The organism is Methanomassiliicoccales archaeon (assembly GCA_038850735.1).
Lineage (GTDB): Archaea > Thermoplasmatota > Thermoplasmata > Methanomassiliicoccales > JACIVX01 > JACIVX01.
The window spans coordinates 85,933-101,834 of the sequence record JAWCLO010000002.1; the positions used below are offsets into that span (position 1 = coordinate 85,933).

A 15,902-nucleotide genomic window follows, 5' to 3' on the forward strand; every position below is an offset into this window, starting at 1 on the left:
ATTCTGGCAGTTCTATGCGAATTTCATCCTTACCATGGTAAACTGTTCGGCACGTTCACCACGGCGATTTCAGCCCGTTTGAGCTCAATATCGATTTTAATCCGTTGAAATTAGTAACTGCCGTCGGAAATCCACCTCGATCAGTCTGAAACTATTGTACCTTTGATCTTATTGCCTCTAACTGCGCTTTCCAAATCTCCGAGATCCCGCCCATTCACAATATAAACTGGGATATTTGACTCCATGGCGATTTGAGCCCCTAATTTATCAAATACATCTGATGGTCCAGCTTGATGATCCCCCTTATCTACGAGTTTGATTAGCTCCTCAAATGTAAGTTTTTGATATCTTATTGCATTGCGCACCTTTTTTGGATCGGCAGAATAAGCCGCATCGACGGAAGTAGCGTTCACGATTCTAGCAGAGGAAGACTCTCTCGCTACCATTGCTGCAACAGCATCGGTTGTATGACCTGGTACAGTACCTCCCATTACCACCACAGGATAACTAGACATCAAAACAGATGCTTCTCTTGATGTCGTTGGGATACTCGGTGGTACAATATCTTTAAGAAGGGTTTGCAGAAGCTTAGCATTGAGACGTGTCACTACAATCCCAAGCTCATCTTGTTCCTCTCTGCTCATACCTAGGCTCCTAGCAACCGATATGTAATACCGTGCAATCTTTCCCCCTCCACAAACTATACACAATCTATATTCTTTCGAAAGGGCTCGAATCAAATTCACCAATTTTCTGATGAATTCCGCATCCTCGTCGCCTGGAACCAAAATCGAGCCTCCGATCGAAATCACGACAGATTCCATATGGACACCAACAGATTTAGATAGTGTAATTTCTTTTGGCCTACAAAAAAGAATGGGTTGCTTGAAAAGATGGAATCGACAGCTGCGGTCGATAGACTAACGGATAAGCAAAAATACGATTTTAAGAGGGCACTAGAGGAGCTCAAGCAGCTGCACGGTCGCGGGACCGAACTCATCTCACTTTACATTCCGCCAGAGAAGCAAATTTATGATGTTGCTGCATATCTTAGGAATGAATATTCGCAGTCCTCTAACATTAAATCCCAGAGTACACGTAAAAATGTCCAGGGAGCAATACAATCGATCTTATCACGGTTAAAGGTTTATAAAAAACCGCCTCAGAACGGTCTTGCAATCTTCGTTGGTGAAGTGGCTGTAGGAGGCGATCAAACAAGAATGACGCAGTTTGTGCTTGAGCCGCCGGAGCCTATCACGACATTTCTCTATAGATGCGATTCAGAATTCTATCTAGAGCCGCTCTTAGAAATGTTATCGGAAAAGAAAGCTTATGGATTGATAGTCATTGATCGAAGTGAGGCAACTATTGGGATTTTAAGAGGGAAAAGGGTTCAAGCGATCAAGAATATCCAATCGCTAGTGCCAAGTAAACACCGTATGGGTGGACAGTCAGCGTTAAGATTCGAACGTCTTATTGAAATTGCAGCCCACGAGTTCTTTACAAAAGTTGGCGAGACAGCAAATGAGATTTTTCTCAACATGAAAGACCTTCACGGAATCCTTATTGGAGGACCTGGTCCTACGAAGGATTATTTTTATGAATCTGGATACCTTCATCACGAAATCCAGAAGAAGGTCATTGGCACATTTGACACCGGATATACAGATGAGTATGGCCTGAAAGAGCTGATGGAAAAGGCAAAAGAAAAGCTTGAAGACCTCGATCTAATGAGGGAGAAGAGATTGATGCAACGACTTTTCGAAGAAATTCGAAAAACTGACGGCGGACTAGCGGCATATGGTGAGGAAGAGGTAAGAAGAAACCTCATGATCGGAGCTGTCGACACGCTTCTGGTTTCAGAGGGATTGAGAAAACGTAGAATCACTATTAGTTGTCCCTCATGCGGTTATAGTGAAACGATCACCGCAGATAGTGAGCCACAAAATCTTCAATGTCCTAAGTGCAAAGGACAGGCATTAATTTCGGCGAATGTTGATTTTATCGACGAACTATACGAACTTGCAAGTAACGTGGGAACTAAGGTTGAACTCATTTCTGAGGACTCGGAAGAAGGAGAAATGCTGCTCAAGGCATTTGGTGGCATTGCTGCGATACTCCGATTTAGAACTGGAGGATGAAAACGATGGATCCCCTAGAACCATTCATAAGGGAAATAGAGACCTCGATTCTCCACATATTGAGGGAGACTGGTATTGATGGAGCTTTTACATTAGAGGTTCCTCCAAATGAGATAGCAGATTTCGCGCTTCCATGTTTTCATTTCGCAAGAACGATGAAAAAAGCGCCAACCATAGTAGCTGAGGAAATCCGATCTAAATTACCAGATATGGATTTGATTTCAAAGATCTGGGTGGCAGGGGGATATGTTAATTTTCAATTAAAATATGATACACTTGCTAGACTTACCCTCCAGACTATTATTAGCGAAAGAGATAATTATGGATCCTTTCCAAGAAAGAATTTTAGGATTCTGCTCGAACATACATCAGTGAATCCAACTGGACCGATTCATGTGGGGAGGGCAAGGAATCCATTGATTGGAGATACTTTGGCCAGATGTCTGCGGATGGGAGGATATGACGTCCAAACAGAATACTATGTAAATGATGTTGGTAAACAAGTCATCCTGCTTGTATGGGGCGTTGAAAACATCCCAGAGGAAGATATTAATAAAGGCGATCGTGAAAAGGCTGATCATCGCCTGGTCGCATTTTATCAGAAGGCCAATGAACTCATGGAAAACGATCCAAGAATAAGTGCTGAGATCTCGGAAATGCTGCGCCGATTTGAGATGGGAGACGAAGCGATTGTGAGAAGAGTGCGTGAAATCACCCAACAGATTCTCGATGGAATTAGTCAAAGTTTGAAGGAAGTTAATGTTGAAATTGACAATTTTGTCTGGGAATCACAATTTATTCTCGACGGGAGCGCGAAGCAAATCGTCAAGAAATTGAAAGAAACAAAGTTTGCAAGGGAAGAGGAGGGAGCCTACTATCTTGACCTTGAGGAATACGGAATCGAAGGGCGGGATTCCAAGTTCTTTTTCACAAGAAGTGACGGTACGACTCTTTATACAACCAGAGATCTCGCATATCACCTTGATAAGTTCAAGAGGGCAGACCACGTGATCAATATCCTCGGCGAAGATCAAAAGCTTGGTATGGCACATTTAGAAGCTGCCCTGAGGATTTTGGGGATCAATGAAGCGCCGGAGAACGTATTTTACTCATTTGTATCTCTTCCTGAGGGGCGCATGTCTACGAGAAAGGGGAGAGTAGTCACTCTAGATGATCTGATCGATGAGGCTGAAGAAAGAGCTCTTGAAGAAGTGAAAAAAAGAAGAACAGACCTATCAGAAAGTAAAATGGTTGAAATCGCACGGGAAATCGGGCTAGGTGCAATTCGATATAATATCATAAGAATCCAGGCTGAGAAGCCCATTGTCTTTAAGTGGCATGAAGCTCTCAATTTTGAGGGCAATAGCGCACCATTCGTCCAGTACGCACATGCAAGGGCGTGTAGCATATTGAAAAAAGCAGGTCACTATGATCACGTTATTGATCCGTTATTGCTCTCAGATCAATATGAAATAAGACTAATCAAAGTACTCGCAAGATTTCCTAGCGTCATAAGAGAAGCAGGAGAGAAAAGAAGAATTCACCTTCTGCCAGCGTATGGACACGAACTTGCTTCGGCGTTTAATCAATTTTATACTTATGTTCCTGTTTTGAAAGGGGGAGAAAGAATCAACGCTAGGCTAACACTCGTAGAGAGTACTATGTGGACATTGAGAAATTGCCTAAATGTCATGGGGATCGGATCGCCGGAGGAGATGTAATGTTTAGAATCGAGTCTTTGAAGGAGGAAGATAGAGGTGCCGTGAGAGCGCTCGAACTGTTTTGTTTAAGAGAGACTTTGGAGAATTCACTGACGAAAAAATGGAGTGAACTTTCACAGGAGCTTATCGACCAGCTTGGAGCTTCATCGAAAACTTCCTTCGAACACTATTTGCGACAGGGGTTGAGTTATGTGGCAAAAGAGGATTCGATGATTGTTGGGTTCATCTTTGCTCAGATGATTCCGCACATACTCAGTCTTCCCAGCGTTATATGGATCGAGAATCTTGGAGTTCATCCCGAGTTCAGAAGGAAGGGTATAGCATACAAGTTGTTGAAGACTGTTGCTAGCGAGGGTAAGAAGCTCGGTGCTAAAGCTATTTATAGTACGATCATGCCTGACAACATCAGATCGATCATGCTTCATAAAAAGCTGGGATTCTTCGTCGACAGTAGAAAGATCGCCCTCTTAGACCTCGATCGTTTTGAGTGATCATCAAAGGAGTTTGTACTCTGCTCGTCCATATTTATCTGCGATCAGCGCGGAAATCATTCTTTCCTCGAAGTAAGTCAGTACACCTTTGACCATTTCCACTTGAAATTCTTCGGCAAAAGCCCGCACGAGCGCTCTCTTGACCTCATCAATTGATGGCATTCGCCTGAGTTCTCTGGTGAGGGATGTCATATCCTCTGATGATCTAATCCTCTTTCTCCGAGTCTTCAGAATTCGAAACATCATGTCAAAGTCAGCGTCTATAATCAATGTACCATGCTGTAGGACTACGTCCCATTTTCTTATCTGAAAGCTTCTGGATATTCTTCTTCCTTTAACAACGATATCGTTGATGGGTTTAAATTCAGCCTTTATGCCCATATAACCGAGCGCTTTGACAATTGCCTCACATATCACTTCATATGTTTCCTCAGGCTTTTCTGGGATAGTGTCTGTACTTACCACTGTAGAGTATAGAATTTGATCCTGATTTACAAAAAATGCTCCCCCACCACTCGCCCGTCTAACAATGGCAACGTCATTCTCCTTGGCAACTTCAAGATTGATATCTTCATCGATATTTTCTGAGCAACCCAAAGTTACCGTTGGACGATCCAGACGATACAAGTGAAGTGTGTTAGGCACCATATTCTTGTGTCGAGCTATCATCATTGCCTCGTCGGCAGCGACAGTGAACTCGGGAGATGCTAGATCAGTATCGATCAGGCGCCAAAGCATATAGGTTCGAAAATAATTCGGTACAATAAATAGATTTAGATAAAAAATTAAGGAAAGGAGCTTATTTTTTGTCTTTCGCTCCTTTTTCTGGTTTTGTTTCTGGCTTTGTCTCACCCTTTGTCTTTCTGCTAATCCTCGGCAGACGCTTCCTCATATAAATGAGGACGATTACCACAATGATGACGGCGAATATGCCTCCATAAATCGCTATGGCCTTCCATCCAGCTTCCTTGACGCTGAGCGTCGTAGTGAGACTGTTATCTTTCTTATTAATTTCATCACTTGAGACGACCTCTACATAGATCGTGTAATTTCCCTTGATGTCTGGTTTCCACTGGAATGTGATGATCCCCCAATTCCCAGGCAGCAGAGATCCTCCGACCGTTCCATTTAGCGTACTCGACGTACCGAGTGCAATTTTCTGACCTGTTATTGTAACTTTATAGAAAGTCGCTATGATGTTTGTAGCATTTGCATTCCCTACGTTGGTGACGTTCAGTTTCATCGTACCTAATTCTCCCTCTGTAAAGATGCTCGGTTCAAACACAACCGATGTAACACGTAGGTCGGGTCTCGGAGAAGAAGTTATTACAATCTGTTTTGTCAAATTCGCTGAGTTTCCGGACTTGTCTGTCACAGTCAATTTTACACTGAAGGTCCTTATTGCTGAAAATTGGTGAGTAACGTTCATACCGGTAGCATTAGTTCCGTCACCGAAGTCCCATCTAAATGTAAGATTTTGCAGACTGTCGACGTTATCTCTAGTGGAACTCGCATCGAAGATCAGTGTCTCGTTTTCTGTTGCAGTCATCACAGGGTTGTATTTTGAATTTAAAATGTTGAAGGATATGATTGGTGCACTAGTGTCCTTTACGACAACCGTTAACTGCGTAATAGCGTAATGACCTACAACATCAGTTACGTTGAGTTTTACAATATAACTGCCTGCCATTGGATATGCATGCGAAACATTCTGATTTTCTCCCCTTAGTACTGTAGTTTGATTTCCGTCACCGAAATCCCATTTCCAGGAGCGAATTACCCCTTTTTCAGCATCCTGTGAGGAATTCGTATAGTCATACGAGGCCCCTCCATTGAATTTCAACGCCTCTGACTGATTTGCATAGACCTTGTTGTTCTGCAGCTGCTTACCGTACACATTTATGATTGGTGTGGGGTTAACAGAATCAATGCGCACCTTGAAGTTTGCTGAATCCTGCAAACCTGCGACATCTACCACCGTCAGAGTCACGATGAGCTCATAAATCTTCACCGAATACGCATGTTTAGTTGTCGTCGTGATCACTTCTGTTGTGTTGCCGTCTCCAAAATCCCATTTGTATTTCAAGGGATTCCCGTTAGGATCGTAAGATCCACTTGCACTAAACGTGATTTCTTTATCCTTTGACACAATGTAGTAAAGTAGCGTAGAATTTGCGTCCCTCACATCATATACATGATCGCCTGTAATCAACGATGCAATAGCCTTGGGTGAAACTGATTTTTGGAACGTTGTTGTGACTTGCCCGAATGAACTCAATGCATACATTTCTGGTTCCAACGTTATGTTGATGTAACCATAGACTTTCACATATGATGTACTGGTCGCGTTAGCGGTCAATTCATAATTGGTCGGCAATTTGATATTATAAGTATAGTTAACTGCAGCAGTGTCGTAAGCCACGTAAAACTTCCCAGCATAGGATGCTCCTCCAAGGGGTATTTCGACAACCGAATCATAGCGAGTCTTAAAAACTGCTGAGTACTGGTCCGTGACATTTACGAATCCTAAAAGACCTGCATATTCAACTGATGAAAAACCTTCTGCCTGAGCGATATACTTTGTTTCATTGATTTTTACCAGCCATTCACTCGTAACGTTCTGCGGGCCAAAAGACCAAATTTTTGAAATAAATGCCTGATACTCCGTTTCATCCACATAACCATCAGCATTACCAAGCGCAAAATCGATCTGCATTCTGATATTTCTTAGATAACTTAGAGGGAGACATGCTATGGTTGCATCGTAATCCATTATTACAGTAGTGGTGAGATTAAAATGATTCCAATCTTCCTCGTAATATTCTATTGAGTAACTAATCGTCTGGGCTGATTGAGAAGTCAAGTTCACCATGACTGTTTTAGTAGCAGTAATAACAATCCGAGTTATGTTTGCCTTTGCGTTCGAGGCATCAACGATCAAGAAAAATTCACCAGGATACGCGTCGAATTCAAAGTAATTCGTTCCCAAAATTTTGGGCTTGACGATTCTTTTTTCGAGATCGAGCAAGGGTGAAGCTGATACGAGGATGGCAGTAAGACCCTTTGAAACAGGTATCCCATTCAGATAAACATAGCCTCGCAGCACTGTTGATCTATCCATGTATATTGTCATTGTTTTGTTTGCATCCATCACAACAGTGGTGACGTTTGTAGCATATCCTGCGCAGGAGACAACGAGTTTGAACGTAGATGAATACGTAGAAATTACAAAGGAACCATTTGGTGAAGTCGAATTATAAACTTCTTGTAAATTATTTTCGATGTCAATGACCCTGAGTCTTACACCGAGTACAGGGCTGCTCGTCCCATTTTCTAGAACATCTACACTCAGTGTATAGTTCGCCACAGGCATCTCACTAAGCACGATAAGATTGAGCGCAAGGGAAGCCATTCCCTCAAATCGGATTATCTGGGGATAAACGCTATCAAAATACCCCGACTTAGTCAACCTCAATTCATAATATCCAGGCAACGGAGTGAAAGTAACAAGACCGCTTGAATCACTCGAGTTCGTATAGCGCTCAAGAGTGTGAACTTCTGTCAGCGTTGCTCGGACTCCAGTCACAGGTTTTCCTTCTTCATCTACAACATTAAATGCTATCTGGCTGGATGAACTGGTCGCGACAGCGGCAGGTACTGGCAAGAATGCCAGTGACGAGACCAGAATCGAAATAACCAGCAATCCTGTTATAATCTTTGCTCCATTAATCTTGTTCACCATTTTCCCTCCTCATGACCAAAGCACAAAAACGTGCCCTGAGACTAGGGTATTGGTGCGGAATATATTAGGGCTTTATAAAGGTTGTCTTAATGGATTCAATAACTGGCATTCCGAAAACTAAGCGCTACACTTTGGGAAAACGAAAGATAATTAACGAGCATTCTGTAAGAATTAGATTCTAGAATCTCTAAATCTCAAATATAATCAAGTCACGATTTCTTTTAATTTCCCTTCTTCGATCGCTCGCCTTACCTCAAGCGCAAGCCTTCGACCAGTACTCATATTCTTCCTCCATAATGTGTTACCATAAGGATGACCGAGTGACATGTGAATATTCGTTCCTCCGCCAACACGAGGTGCAACATCATAAATAATGAAGTTAAGATCCTTATCTACACAGGTCTGAAGGCAGAAAGGTCCGATAATACCTGGAGAGAAATATTCCTGAGTTGCTTTCACATATTTCTCAGCGAGCCTAAATGCTTCCTCAAGAAGAGATTCTCGCAATGTCGCGGCATTATGTCCGCAAACCGTGTATTCTGGCAAAATGCCTGCCCTGTCGAGTGAAAGCTGCTGGGCGGCGGGCAGTCTCACATATCCGTCGAGAGAGCTCTCAAAGCGCCAATCGATTCCGAGTAGCTCGATCCTTTCCCCCTCGACTTCAAGAGGAGAATAGAAGAAGTCAAGATTGAACACGGGTCCAATAATATATTCTTCCATTCTCGCTTTGGAAAGATCGTCCGCATCGATAACACCTTGTTCGATTAACTGTCGTGCTTTTTCTCTGTATTCGCTCGGCGAGGAGGCCGTGAAGAATCCTCTCTCAAGTTTCTTTTTTGCATGATGCATTTTTATTATTGTCAGCGAATTTATATCATTGGGCGTCTCGACCTTTCGTGGAAACGGTAATTTAGCTTTTTCCAGAAGCCAGTAATAATCGCGTTCCATCCCCCTTTCTTCTGTACGCAATAAATTCCTGCTACCGACTAAGGGTACTCTAAACTCGCTCTCAATAGCATCAACGCCGCAGTAACTCGTGAGCGAACGATTTGGCACAAATAAAACGCTTTCATCGATCAATTTGTTCTGAATGGACGGATTTAAAATATCCCTAAATTTCTTAAGGGGTAAGATTTCATCAACGACACCACGTCGAATATCACCGACGTCGTTTCGAATAGCCTTCATATATTTCGAGTATGTTAAATCTCTACCCTCCTGGCAAACAACAAAAGTCCTGAATCCTTCCTCAACCGCACCGTCGCATATGTCAAGCGCTGAGTGAGAGCCCAGAGTGCCTATTTTAATCTCGTGTTTCTTATAAGATTCCATGATTTCGAAGATAATTTCCCTGCTGATCATCGATTTCCTCCTTAAGAGGTGAATTGAGATATAGATAGATATTAACTTCATTCAAAAGAGGCAAAATTAAGATGGAAAATCAAGCAACTCCAAACAGTATCATGACCTCCATAAGAAAAAAAGCGCCGACGAAGTCGATTGAGGATGATGTCAACGGAATGCTATGGTTATCTGGATCCAGTGAAAAACGATAGGTGATGACAGCGATGTAGTAAGAAATGACCATGAGCACGATTATTGTTAGGAAGCCAGCAACGAGGGATATCAATATCATCAGCGAAAGGCCAGGCGAACTTAGATTTAGGAGCATGGAAACAAAGTGCGCAGAGATTCCAACAAGCGTGAAAACCCAAAGCGCTAATATACCTATTATAATGAAATTCTCGATTTCAATCTTCCCGGGCAATTTCCGCGATCTAATTATACCAACGTGTAACATCGAGGAGAGCCTCGATGTGAGTATTCCACCGAGCGCATTTGCATCTTCAAGAAAGGGAGGTATCAATACCAAAAGTGCAGGGAATGCAACAAGTTCCTCAAGTTTATGTTCTATTGATATTCCAGCACCTATATCTAAAATGATGCACAGCGTCAAAACCGGTATACTTTCCTTCATTATTCTTTTCTCGATTTCTCCCCTCTTTCTCAAAGCTATCGAAAGCGCTACAGCAGTGATAATGATAAAGATGATACTGAAAACATGAATCAATAGTTCTGGAGCATTGATGACGATGATTGCAGATAAGAATAGCATTGGTAGAGTGACTATATCCCCCGCTGCTGTTATTATAGGGGCAGAAAAATTATCGATGTCCCATCCTCTCTTGAATCCCACATAAGCAACCAGTATATTGACGCACATAAGTACGAGCCCGGCAAGAACTCCACCCAGAATTGAAATGAAAACAAACATAGAAACGGAGATGCTCTGGAAGCCGAGCAGTTCTGTTATTAACTTCGCTAGTATTCCCATCAACAGAGAAATCGCAAGGGTTAGAAATATCGAGGCTTCGAGATTTTGTCTGAGGACGCTTCCCCTTTTCAAAGTCATTTCGAAGGTACCTAGGTGCATTGCTGTTCCAAGCCTACTCCCGAGAGCGCCATATATATTTCCGCGCATCCCAATTGCTGGTGGTATCAAGACCATTAGACCTGGCAAAATGGAAAGAGTGTCGGTCATGAAACCGAGGGTCGCTCCAGCCAAGAGATCTCCTAAAGATGAGATAATGTTTGCAATCATACCATGAGCGAAAACCACCCTATTTCTCGATATGAATGCCCGGATGATGCGTATGCCCCCGAGATTTAATTACGAGGATACGAGATTGAAAATATAAAATATCTATCGCTCTGGAAGTACTAGAGTAGCCATTTTAACTTAAAATACTATTTGATTTTTTGGTATCTTTGATGAAATGAGAAGAGAGGTCTTTTAGTGTCAATGACTTCTACCAGGTTATTTCTAGAAGTCTAGAAAAAATTGAAAGTTTGATATTGCTATAATACAATAATTAGAGAGGATAAGAATGGAAAATTGCAATAAAAACAATAAGGACGTCACAAGTACGTTTTATAGAGGGACGCTCCGCAGGAATTTGAGTAATAATCGAGTCTAATAGGGCAGGGATACAAATTGAAGGAACATTCTCCTGAAAAAATCGAGGGGGTCTCTGGAACCGTTAGAGAGTTGCTCACGAAAATGAAGGACACTTCAGAGGTCATCGTTGATCTTGCCTATGCAGCGTTGATGTTTGATAGCAAGGAAATCGCCGAAGAGGTAAGCAAGCTGGAGGAGGAAATGGATACACTGCGTTATGAAATAAGAATCAGGACGATGCTTGCCGCTAGAACGAAACGAGATGCTATTCAGCTGTCTGGCCTTCTACAGATTGCATCTGCCGCCGCGACAATTTCTCACGCCGCTGCCGATATGGTTAGATTGCTGGATCTAGATATAGAGAAACGCCCCTTCCTTTCTTTTGTTTTGCGGGAAGCTGAGGAAAAAATCAGAATGGTCAATCTCTTAGAACGCTCTGATATGGTCAACAGAACAATAGAGGATTTGGGTGTGGACTACAAGACGGGAATGAGAATCATAGCCATTAAGAGGGGCAAAAGATGGATTTATGATCCAGAAGATAACGTAAGGTTGAAAGCAGGCGATATTCTAATTGTTAGGGGCACAGAAGATGGATATGAGAAATTGAATAAATATGCAAGTGGCGAGATGCCATGGCCCGATGACCTACAATATGAGGGAGGGTAATAACTTGGAAGAGCTCGAAAAGATGTTCTTGGAAGCTAAAGATACCTCAGAACTAATGATAGACCTTGCGTATTCCTCCCTCTTGTACAATAACAAGGAAATAGCCGAAGAGGTCTTCGTCATGGAGGAGATGGTTGATGAGCTCACCAGCCGTCTTCAGGAGGAAGCTATCAAACGGGCGATAGATGACAAGAATGTGCATAAAGCCCTTGCAGTGATTAGACTTGCAACTTCGATCGAAGAGATCTCAGATGCTGCGATGCAGATAGCGGACATCGTTTTGAGAGAATTGCAACTACACCCAGTAGTTCACCTCAGTCTTAAGGAATCAGACGTGATCATAACCACGGCAAAGGTCAGTGAAAAATCAGAACTTGTGAACAAGACTTTAGAAGAAATCAAATTGCCATCAAGAAGTGGGATGTGGCTTGTAGCCATTAAGAGAGGAAAGAAATATATTTACGGCCCTGACAAACACGCCGTAATTCAGCCTGATGATATTCTGATCGCACGAGGGCCTCCAGAAGGCGAAGGGTATTTCAAGTGTCTAGCGGCCGGCGATCAAAACGAGCAATTCAGTTAATAGCGGAAACCTCTGAAGCTTTTTTTGAAAAAAAAATGATTTAGAGCCACCTAGATAGAAATCTTTTTAAAGTAGCCCCGGGCAGATTCGAACTGCCGTCGCAGGATCCAGAGTCCCGCATGATTGACCGCTACACCACGGGGCTATAAACAGTTGCGAAAAAATCTGCTTGAATTTAATTCTTTTGCATCGAATCCGGAATTTTCCGTAATCGTACGCAGCACCTAATACTGAATGGAAATAATTTTCTTAGATCCATAAATAAGAGTTATAATGCGATTTTGCTGTCTCGCGCTCCTTCATAAGTTCCTTTCATAAGTTCAACAGATGTCGTTATTCACTGAATGCCTGAAACGGCGTTTCGAATTCTTTCAAAAACTTCTTCGATTGATCCTTCTCCATCAATATCAATTAAAAGACCCTTTTTTTGATAGTAATCAATCAATGGCATTGTCGCATTCCTATAAGTTTCGAGACGCTCTCTTATAACCTCTTCTGAATCGTCTGATCGTTGAAAGAGCTCGCCACCACATTTATCACATCGACATGTAGTGGAAGGTGGATTTGTTTCTAAATTGTAGACTGCGCCACATTGCTTGCATGTCCGCCTTTTTGTAAGTCTGCTCAGTATTACTTTTTCGCTGATATTGAGATTTATAACTCCCTTTACTACGACGATTTCATCAAGCAATTTTGCCTGTGCCAAATTCCTTGGGAACCCGTCAAAAAGAAGTGTACCATTGGATTTTGATGCTTTGTCCCGTATCAACTCTATAACAACTTCATCAGGCACCAGCTTTCCAGAATCTACAAAAGACTTCGCCTTCAAGCCTAGGGGCGTCCCTTGCTTTATCGCTTCTCGAAGCATATCTCCTGTCGAAATATGTACTAGACCCATTACCCTAGCTAATTGCATCGCTTGCGTTCCCTTTCCAGAACCAGGAGGTCCAAGTAATACGAGTGCAGGTTTCACGATTCCCATGGTATAATTTCATCCCTATAGATTTTTTCCTAACCTCCCAGATAAAGATGTCTAAAAGAAACTTTTTTCCTTAATTTGAGTTGCAGTATGCATAAATATTTTTTATCGGTGCCATCATTTCCCAATTGGTGTCGACTTGGAAACGCAACTACTGGATAAAATAAAAGATATTGTGGGAGATGAGAACTGTTCAACCCGCATAGCTGACCTATACACCTACGGCTTTGATGCATCAATACATCATAAGACCCCAGATCTAGTGGTTCAACCTCGAACAACGGAAGAAGTGTCACAAATACTGAAGCTGGCGAATGATAGCAAAATACCAGTGCTTGCAAGAGGTGGAGGTACCGGGCTGTGCGGGAGTGCGGTTCCTGTATGGGGCGGTATTGTATTAGATATGACTAGGATGAACAAAATTAAAGAGATTAGAGTAGAAGACCTCTATTGTGTTGTAGAACCTGGTGTAGTTTATGACAAATTGAACGAATCTCTAGCGCCATACGGCTTCTTCTTTCCACCGACACCAGGAAGCGGGGAAGCATGCACGATCGGCGGGATGGTAGCCACAAACGCATCAGGAATGCGTGCTATAAAGTATGGCGCAACGCGAGATTATGTGCTTGGCCTTGAAGTAGTTCTAGCTAATGGGGATATAATAAGAACGGGCACGCGGACTATGAAAAATTCATCAGGATATCAGTTGGAGCGGCTGTTCGTCGGCAGTGAGGGGACACTTGGAGTTATAACAGAAGTCATACTCAGGATTGCACCGAAGCCAAGAAAGTCAGCTATGGCCGTTGCAGCGTTTGATTCGCTTGAGAAAGCTGGTAGATGTGTCTCTGCAATCATCGCGAAACCTTTAATTCCATCAGCTATTGAACTCATGGATAAGATTTGTATCAAAGCCGTCAATAAGACCATGAATGTCGGTTTTCCAGATTGTGAGGCGCTTTGTTTAATAGAGGTTGATGGTGATCCGAAAGTTGTTGAGGATGAGGTTAGAATTGTTCATACAATCTGCAAGGAAACAGGCGCTTTGAGCGTGGAATTTTCAACAGATGCTAAGCAGATGGCGAAATGGACTGCTGGAAGAAAGGCAGTCCTTCCCGCACTCAGCAGATATGGTGATGAATACGTTTCTGTCTCATTGGCTGACGATATGGCCGTTCCGATATCAAAAATTCCAGAAACCGTTGTGGCTTTTCAGAAAATAGCAGAACGAAATCATGTGATTATTGGTACATACGGTCACGCGGCCGATGGAAACCTTCACACAAAGATGCTGTTAAATCCGCTATCTGAAGAATCGTGGAAAAATGGGGAAAAGGCAGTGGCAGAGATCTTTGATGCGGTTATTGCTGTCGGGGGAACGGTTACCGGCGAACACGGTGTCGGAATTTCAAAGGCCCCGTATATGCAAAAAGAAAGAAGGGATACGTTGGCATTAATGAAAACCATCAAACAGGCACTCGATCCAAACAATATCCTAAATCCTGGAAAGTTGATGGAGTGGAACGGGAGTATCATAAAATATCTCCGATATCCTGCCAACCCTTAGTAACTGAGAAATTATGTGATCTCTTTCAAGATCATTGAAAAATAGATCGTTAATGTCTTCGAGGCGAATGCACTTGCTTTTGTCCGTGGTAAGAACATGATCACCAGAAAATTCTAGACTTTGAGGCGTCCTCGGCAAGACCAGACCGCGTAAGCGATTGATTTTGCATGAAATTGCATGCTAGCGAGTCTTCAAATTATTGGATTCAGCGATTGGGTCTGATACACTTGCCCCAGATAGAAAGTCTGAGAGCATGCTCAGAAAACGAACTTTCAACAAAGTTCTAGAAAACCAGACCCAAGGAAAACACCAGCAATACTATCGTTATCGCGAAGACAACTACAAAAATAGGCACATTCCACCTTACAATCTTCGAGCCATCAAGAGGCGGAAGCGGAATCATGTTGAAAACTGCCAGGAATAGATTTATCACACTTACCCACCTAAATACAAATGCGGCAATGGATAAAGGGGGCGAAACAAACCACAGCCCGTAGAAAACTGCTCCGAGCGCAAGATTTGTTGAGGGACCTGAAAGACTGATGATGCCATTTTGTCTGCGGGTCATGTTGCCTTGAATGTAAACTGCACCTGGTGCAGCGAACACAAATCCAAAGAATGCAAACGCCAAAGCAAGTATCAATCCGAATGGATAAATCCTAAACTCAGCCCATGCGCCCCTTTTTTGAGCTGTGAATTTGTGAGCTAATTCGTGCAGAAGAAATCCAGTAAGAACGACGAGAAATGAAATTCCGAGAGAATATCCGAAAGCTTCCGTAATAGATACCTTCAGCTGGTAAGCCGTCGAATCCACGAGAACAATGCCAAATGCCAAAGTAAGTACAGCGACGGCAATCAGGATATGGATGATTTCCGTTCTCCCAAATCTTGTTCGCCGATATCCGTATGGCAAATAAATCGAATATTCATCAAACATCTAAATCACGAATCTAAATCCCGAGCTCCAAACATTTATTTCTAGCTTATGCATCGTGGCTTGTAGATATCTCAGTCCGAATTACCTGGAATATTACAAATTAAGACCCATGATAG

At 42.6% G+C, this 15,902-nt stretch carries 13 protein-coding genes and 1 tRNA gene; 6 read left to right on the forward strand and 8 right to left on the reverse strand.

The features are described from left to right. Window positions 1–140: 140 nt before the first annotated feature. Complete coding sequence (gene pyrH / locus QW087_01855; GenBank protein MEM2943469.1) at window positions 141–824, reverse strand: UMP kinase; 684 nt, start codon at window positions 822–824, stop codon at window positions 141–143. 57 nt (window positions 825–881) lie between these two features. Between pyrH and prf1 the strand changes: the two genes are divergently transcribed. From prf1 to QW087_01870, 3 genes are read left to right on the forward strand one after another with little or no spacing between them, the layout of a single operon-like run. Beyond that, window positions 882–2,141: a peptide chain release factor aRF-1 gene (gene prf1 / locus QW087_01860; protein ID MEM2943470.1), complete on the forward strand. Its 1,260-nt coding sequence runs from the start codon at window positions 882–884 to the stop codon at window positions 2,139–2,141. Between the two features lie 5 nt (window positions 2,142–2,146). Next, a complete protein-coding gene (gene argS, locus QW087_01865; GenBank protein ID MEM2943471.1) occupies window positions 2,147–3,862 on the forward strand; it encodes an arginine--tRNA ligase in 1,716 nt (571 codons plus the stop codon). Beyond that, the gene (locus tag QW087_01870) at window positions 3,862–4,353 is read left to right on the forward strand and encodes a GNAT family N-acetyltransferase (GenBank protein MEM2943472.1); all 492 of its coding nucleotides are present in this window, start codon (window positions 3,862–3,864) and stop codon (window positions 4,351–4,353) included. Before argS ends, QW087_01870 begins: the two co-directional genes overlap by 1 nt. A gap of 3 nt (window positions 4,354–4,356) precedes the next feature. On the opposite strand, the gene QW087_01875 is transcribed toward QW087_01870, so the two are convergent. The 4 genes from QW087_01875 to QW087_01890 form a co-directional block, all read right to left on the reverse strand. Further along, window positions 4,357–5,091: a biotin/lipoate A/B protein ligase family protein gene (locus QW087_01875; GenBank protein ID MEM2943473.1), complete on the reverse strand. Its 735-nt coding sequence runs from the start codon at window positions 5,089–5,091 to the stop codon at window positions 4,357–4,359. Between the two features lie 61 nt (window positions 5,092–5,152). Next, a complete protein-coding gene (locus QW087_01880; GenBank protein MEM2943474.1) occupies window positions 5,153–8,095 on the reverse strand; it encodes a PKD domain-containing protein in 2,943 nt (980 codons plus the stop codon). A 204-nt stretch (window positions 8,096–8,299) separates the two neighbouring features. Continuing rightward, on the reverse strand, window positions 8,300–9,457 hold the full coding sequence (locus QW087_01885) for a formate--phosphoribosylaminoimidazolecarboxamide ligase family protein (GenBank protein MEM2943475.1): 1,158 nt from the start codon (window positions 9,455–9,457) through the stop codon (window positions 8,300–8,302). A 79-nt stretch (window positions 9,458–9,536) separates the two neighbouring features. After that, window positions 9,537–10,661 carry a magnesium transporter gene (locus QW087_01890; GenBank protein MEM2943476.1) on the reverse strand — a complete coding sequence of 375 codons (1,125 nt, stop codon included), beginning with the start codon at window positions 10,659–10,661 and terminating at the stop codon, window positions 9,537–9,539. Window positions 10,662–11,090: 429 nt separating this feature from the next. Here QW087_01890 and QW087_01895 point away from each other — a divergent pair, with 429 nt between their 5' ends. Together QW087_01895 and QW087_01900 are read left to right on the forward strand one after the other, a co-directional pair. After that, window positions 11,091–11,723, forward strand: a complete 633-nt coding sequence (locus QW087_01895) for a TrkA C-terminal domain-containing protein (GenBank protein MEM2943477.1) — start codon at window positions 11,091–11,093, stop codon at window positions 11,721–11,723. 4 nt (window positions 11,724–11,727) lie between these two features. Then, the gene (locus tag QW087_01900; GenBank protein ID MEM2943478.1) at window positions 11,728–12,306 is read left to right on the forward strand and encodes a TrkA C-terminal domain-containing protein; all 579 of its coding nucleotides are present in this window, start codon (window positions 11,728–11,730) and stop codon (window positions 12,304–12,306) included. 72 nt (window positions 12,307–12,378) lie between these two features. Here the strand turns inward: QW087_01900 and QW087_01905 are convergent. Together QW087_01905 and QW087_01910 are read right to left on the reverse strand one after the other, a co-directional pair. Further along, window positions 12,379–12,451: transfer RNA gene (locus QW087_01905), tRNA-Gln, on the reverse strand. Between the two features lie 192 nt (window positions 12,452–12,643). After that, window positions 12,644–13,279 carry an adenylate kinase gene (locus tag QW087_01910; GenBank protein MEM2943479.1) on the reverse strand — a complete coding sequence of 212 codons (636 nt, stop codon included), beginning with the start codon at window positions 13,277–13,279 and terminating at the stop codon, window positions 12,644–12,646. A 145-nt stretch (window positions 13,280–13,424) separates the two neighbouring features. Between QW087_01910 and QW087_01915 the strand changes: the two genes are divergently transcribed. Then, window positions 13,425–14,849, forward strand: a complete 1,425-nt coding sequence (locus tag QW087_01915; protein MEM2943480.1) for an FAD-binding oxidoreductase — start codon at window positions 13,425–13,427, stop codon at window positions 14,847–14,849. A gap of 283 nt (window positions 14,850–15,132) precedes the next feature. Here the strand turns inward: QW087_01915 and QW087_01920 are convergent, their stop codons facing one another. Continuing rightward, complete coding sequence (locus tag QW087_01920; protein ID MEM2943481.1) at window positions 15,133–15,786, reverse strand: Zn-dependent protease; 654 nt, start codon at window positions 15,784–15,786, stop codon at window positions 15,133–15,135. Between the last annotated feature and the right edge of the window lie 116 nt (window positions 15,787–15,902).

Excerpts from the sequence above, each read along its gene's own strand:
- pyrH (MEM2943469.1), bottom strand. The coding sequence starts at position 824 with ATGGAATCTGTCGTGATTTCGATCGGAGGCTCGATTTTGGTTCCAGGC.
- argS (MEM2943471.1), top strand. The coding sequence starts at position 2,147 with ATGGATCCCCTAGAACCATTCATAAGGGAAATAGAGACCTCGATTCTC.
- QW087_01870 (MEM2943472.1), top strand. The coding sequence starts at position 3,862 with ATGTTTAGAATCGAGTCTTTGAAGGAGGAAGATAGAGGTGCCGTGAGA.
- QW087_01875 (MEM2943473.1), bottom strand. The coding sequence starts at position 5,091 with ATGCTTTGGCGCCTGATCGATACTGATCTAGCATCTCCCGAGTTCACT.
- QW087_01880 (MEM2943474.1), bottom strand. The coding sequence starts at position 8,095 with ATGGTGAACAAGATTAATGGAGCAAAGATTATAACAGGATTGCTGGTT.
- QW087_01885 (MEM2943475.1), bottom strand. The coding sequence starts at position 9,457 with ATGATCAGCAGGGAAATTATCTTCGAAATCATGGAATCTTATAAGAAA.
- QW087_01920 (MEM2943481.1), bottom strand. The coding sequence starts at position 15,786 with ATGTTTGATGAATATTCGATTTATTTGCCATACGGATATCGGCGAACA.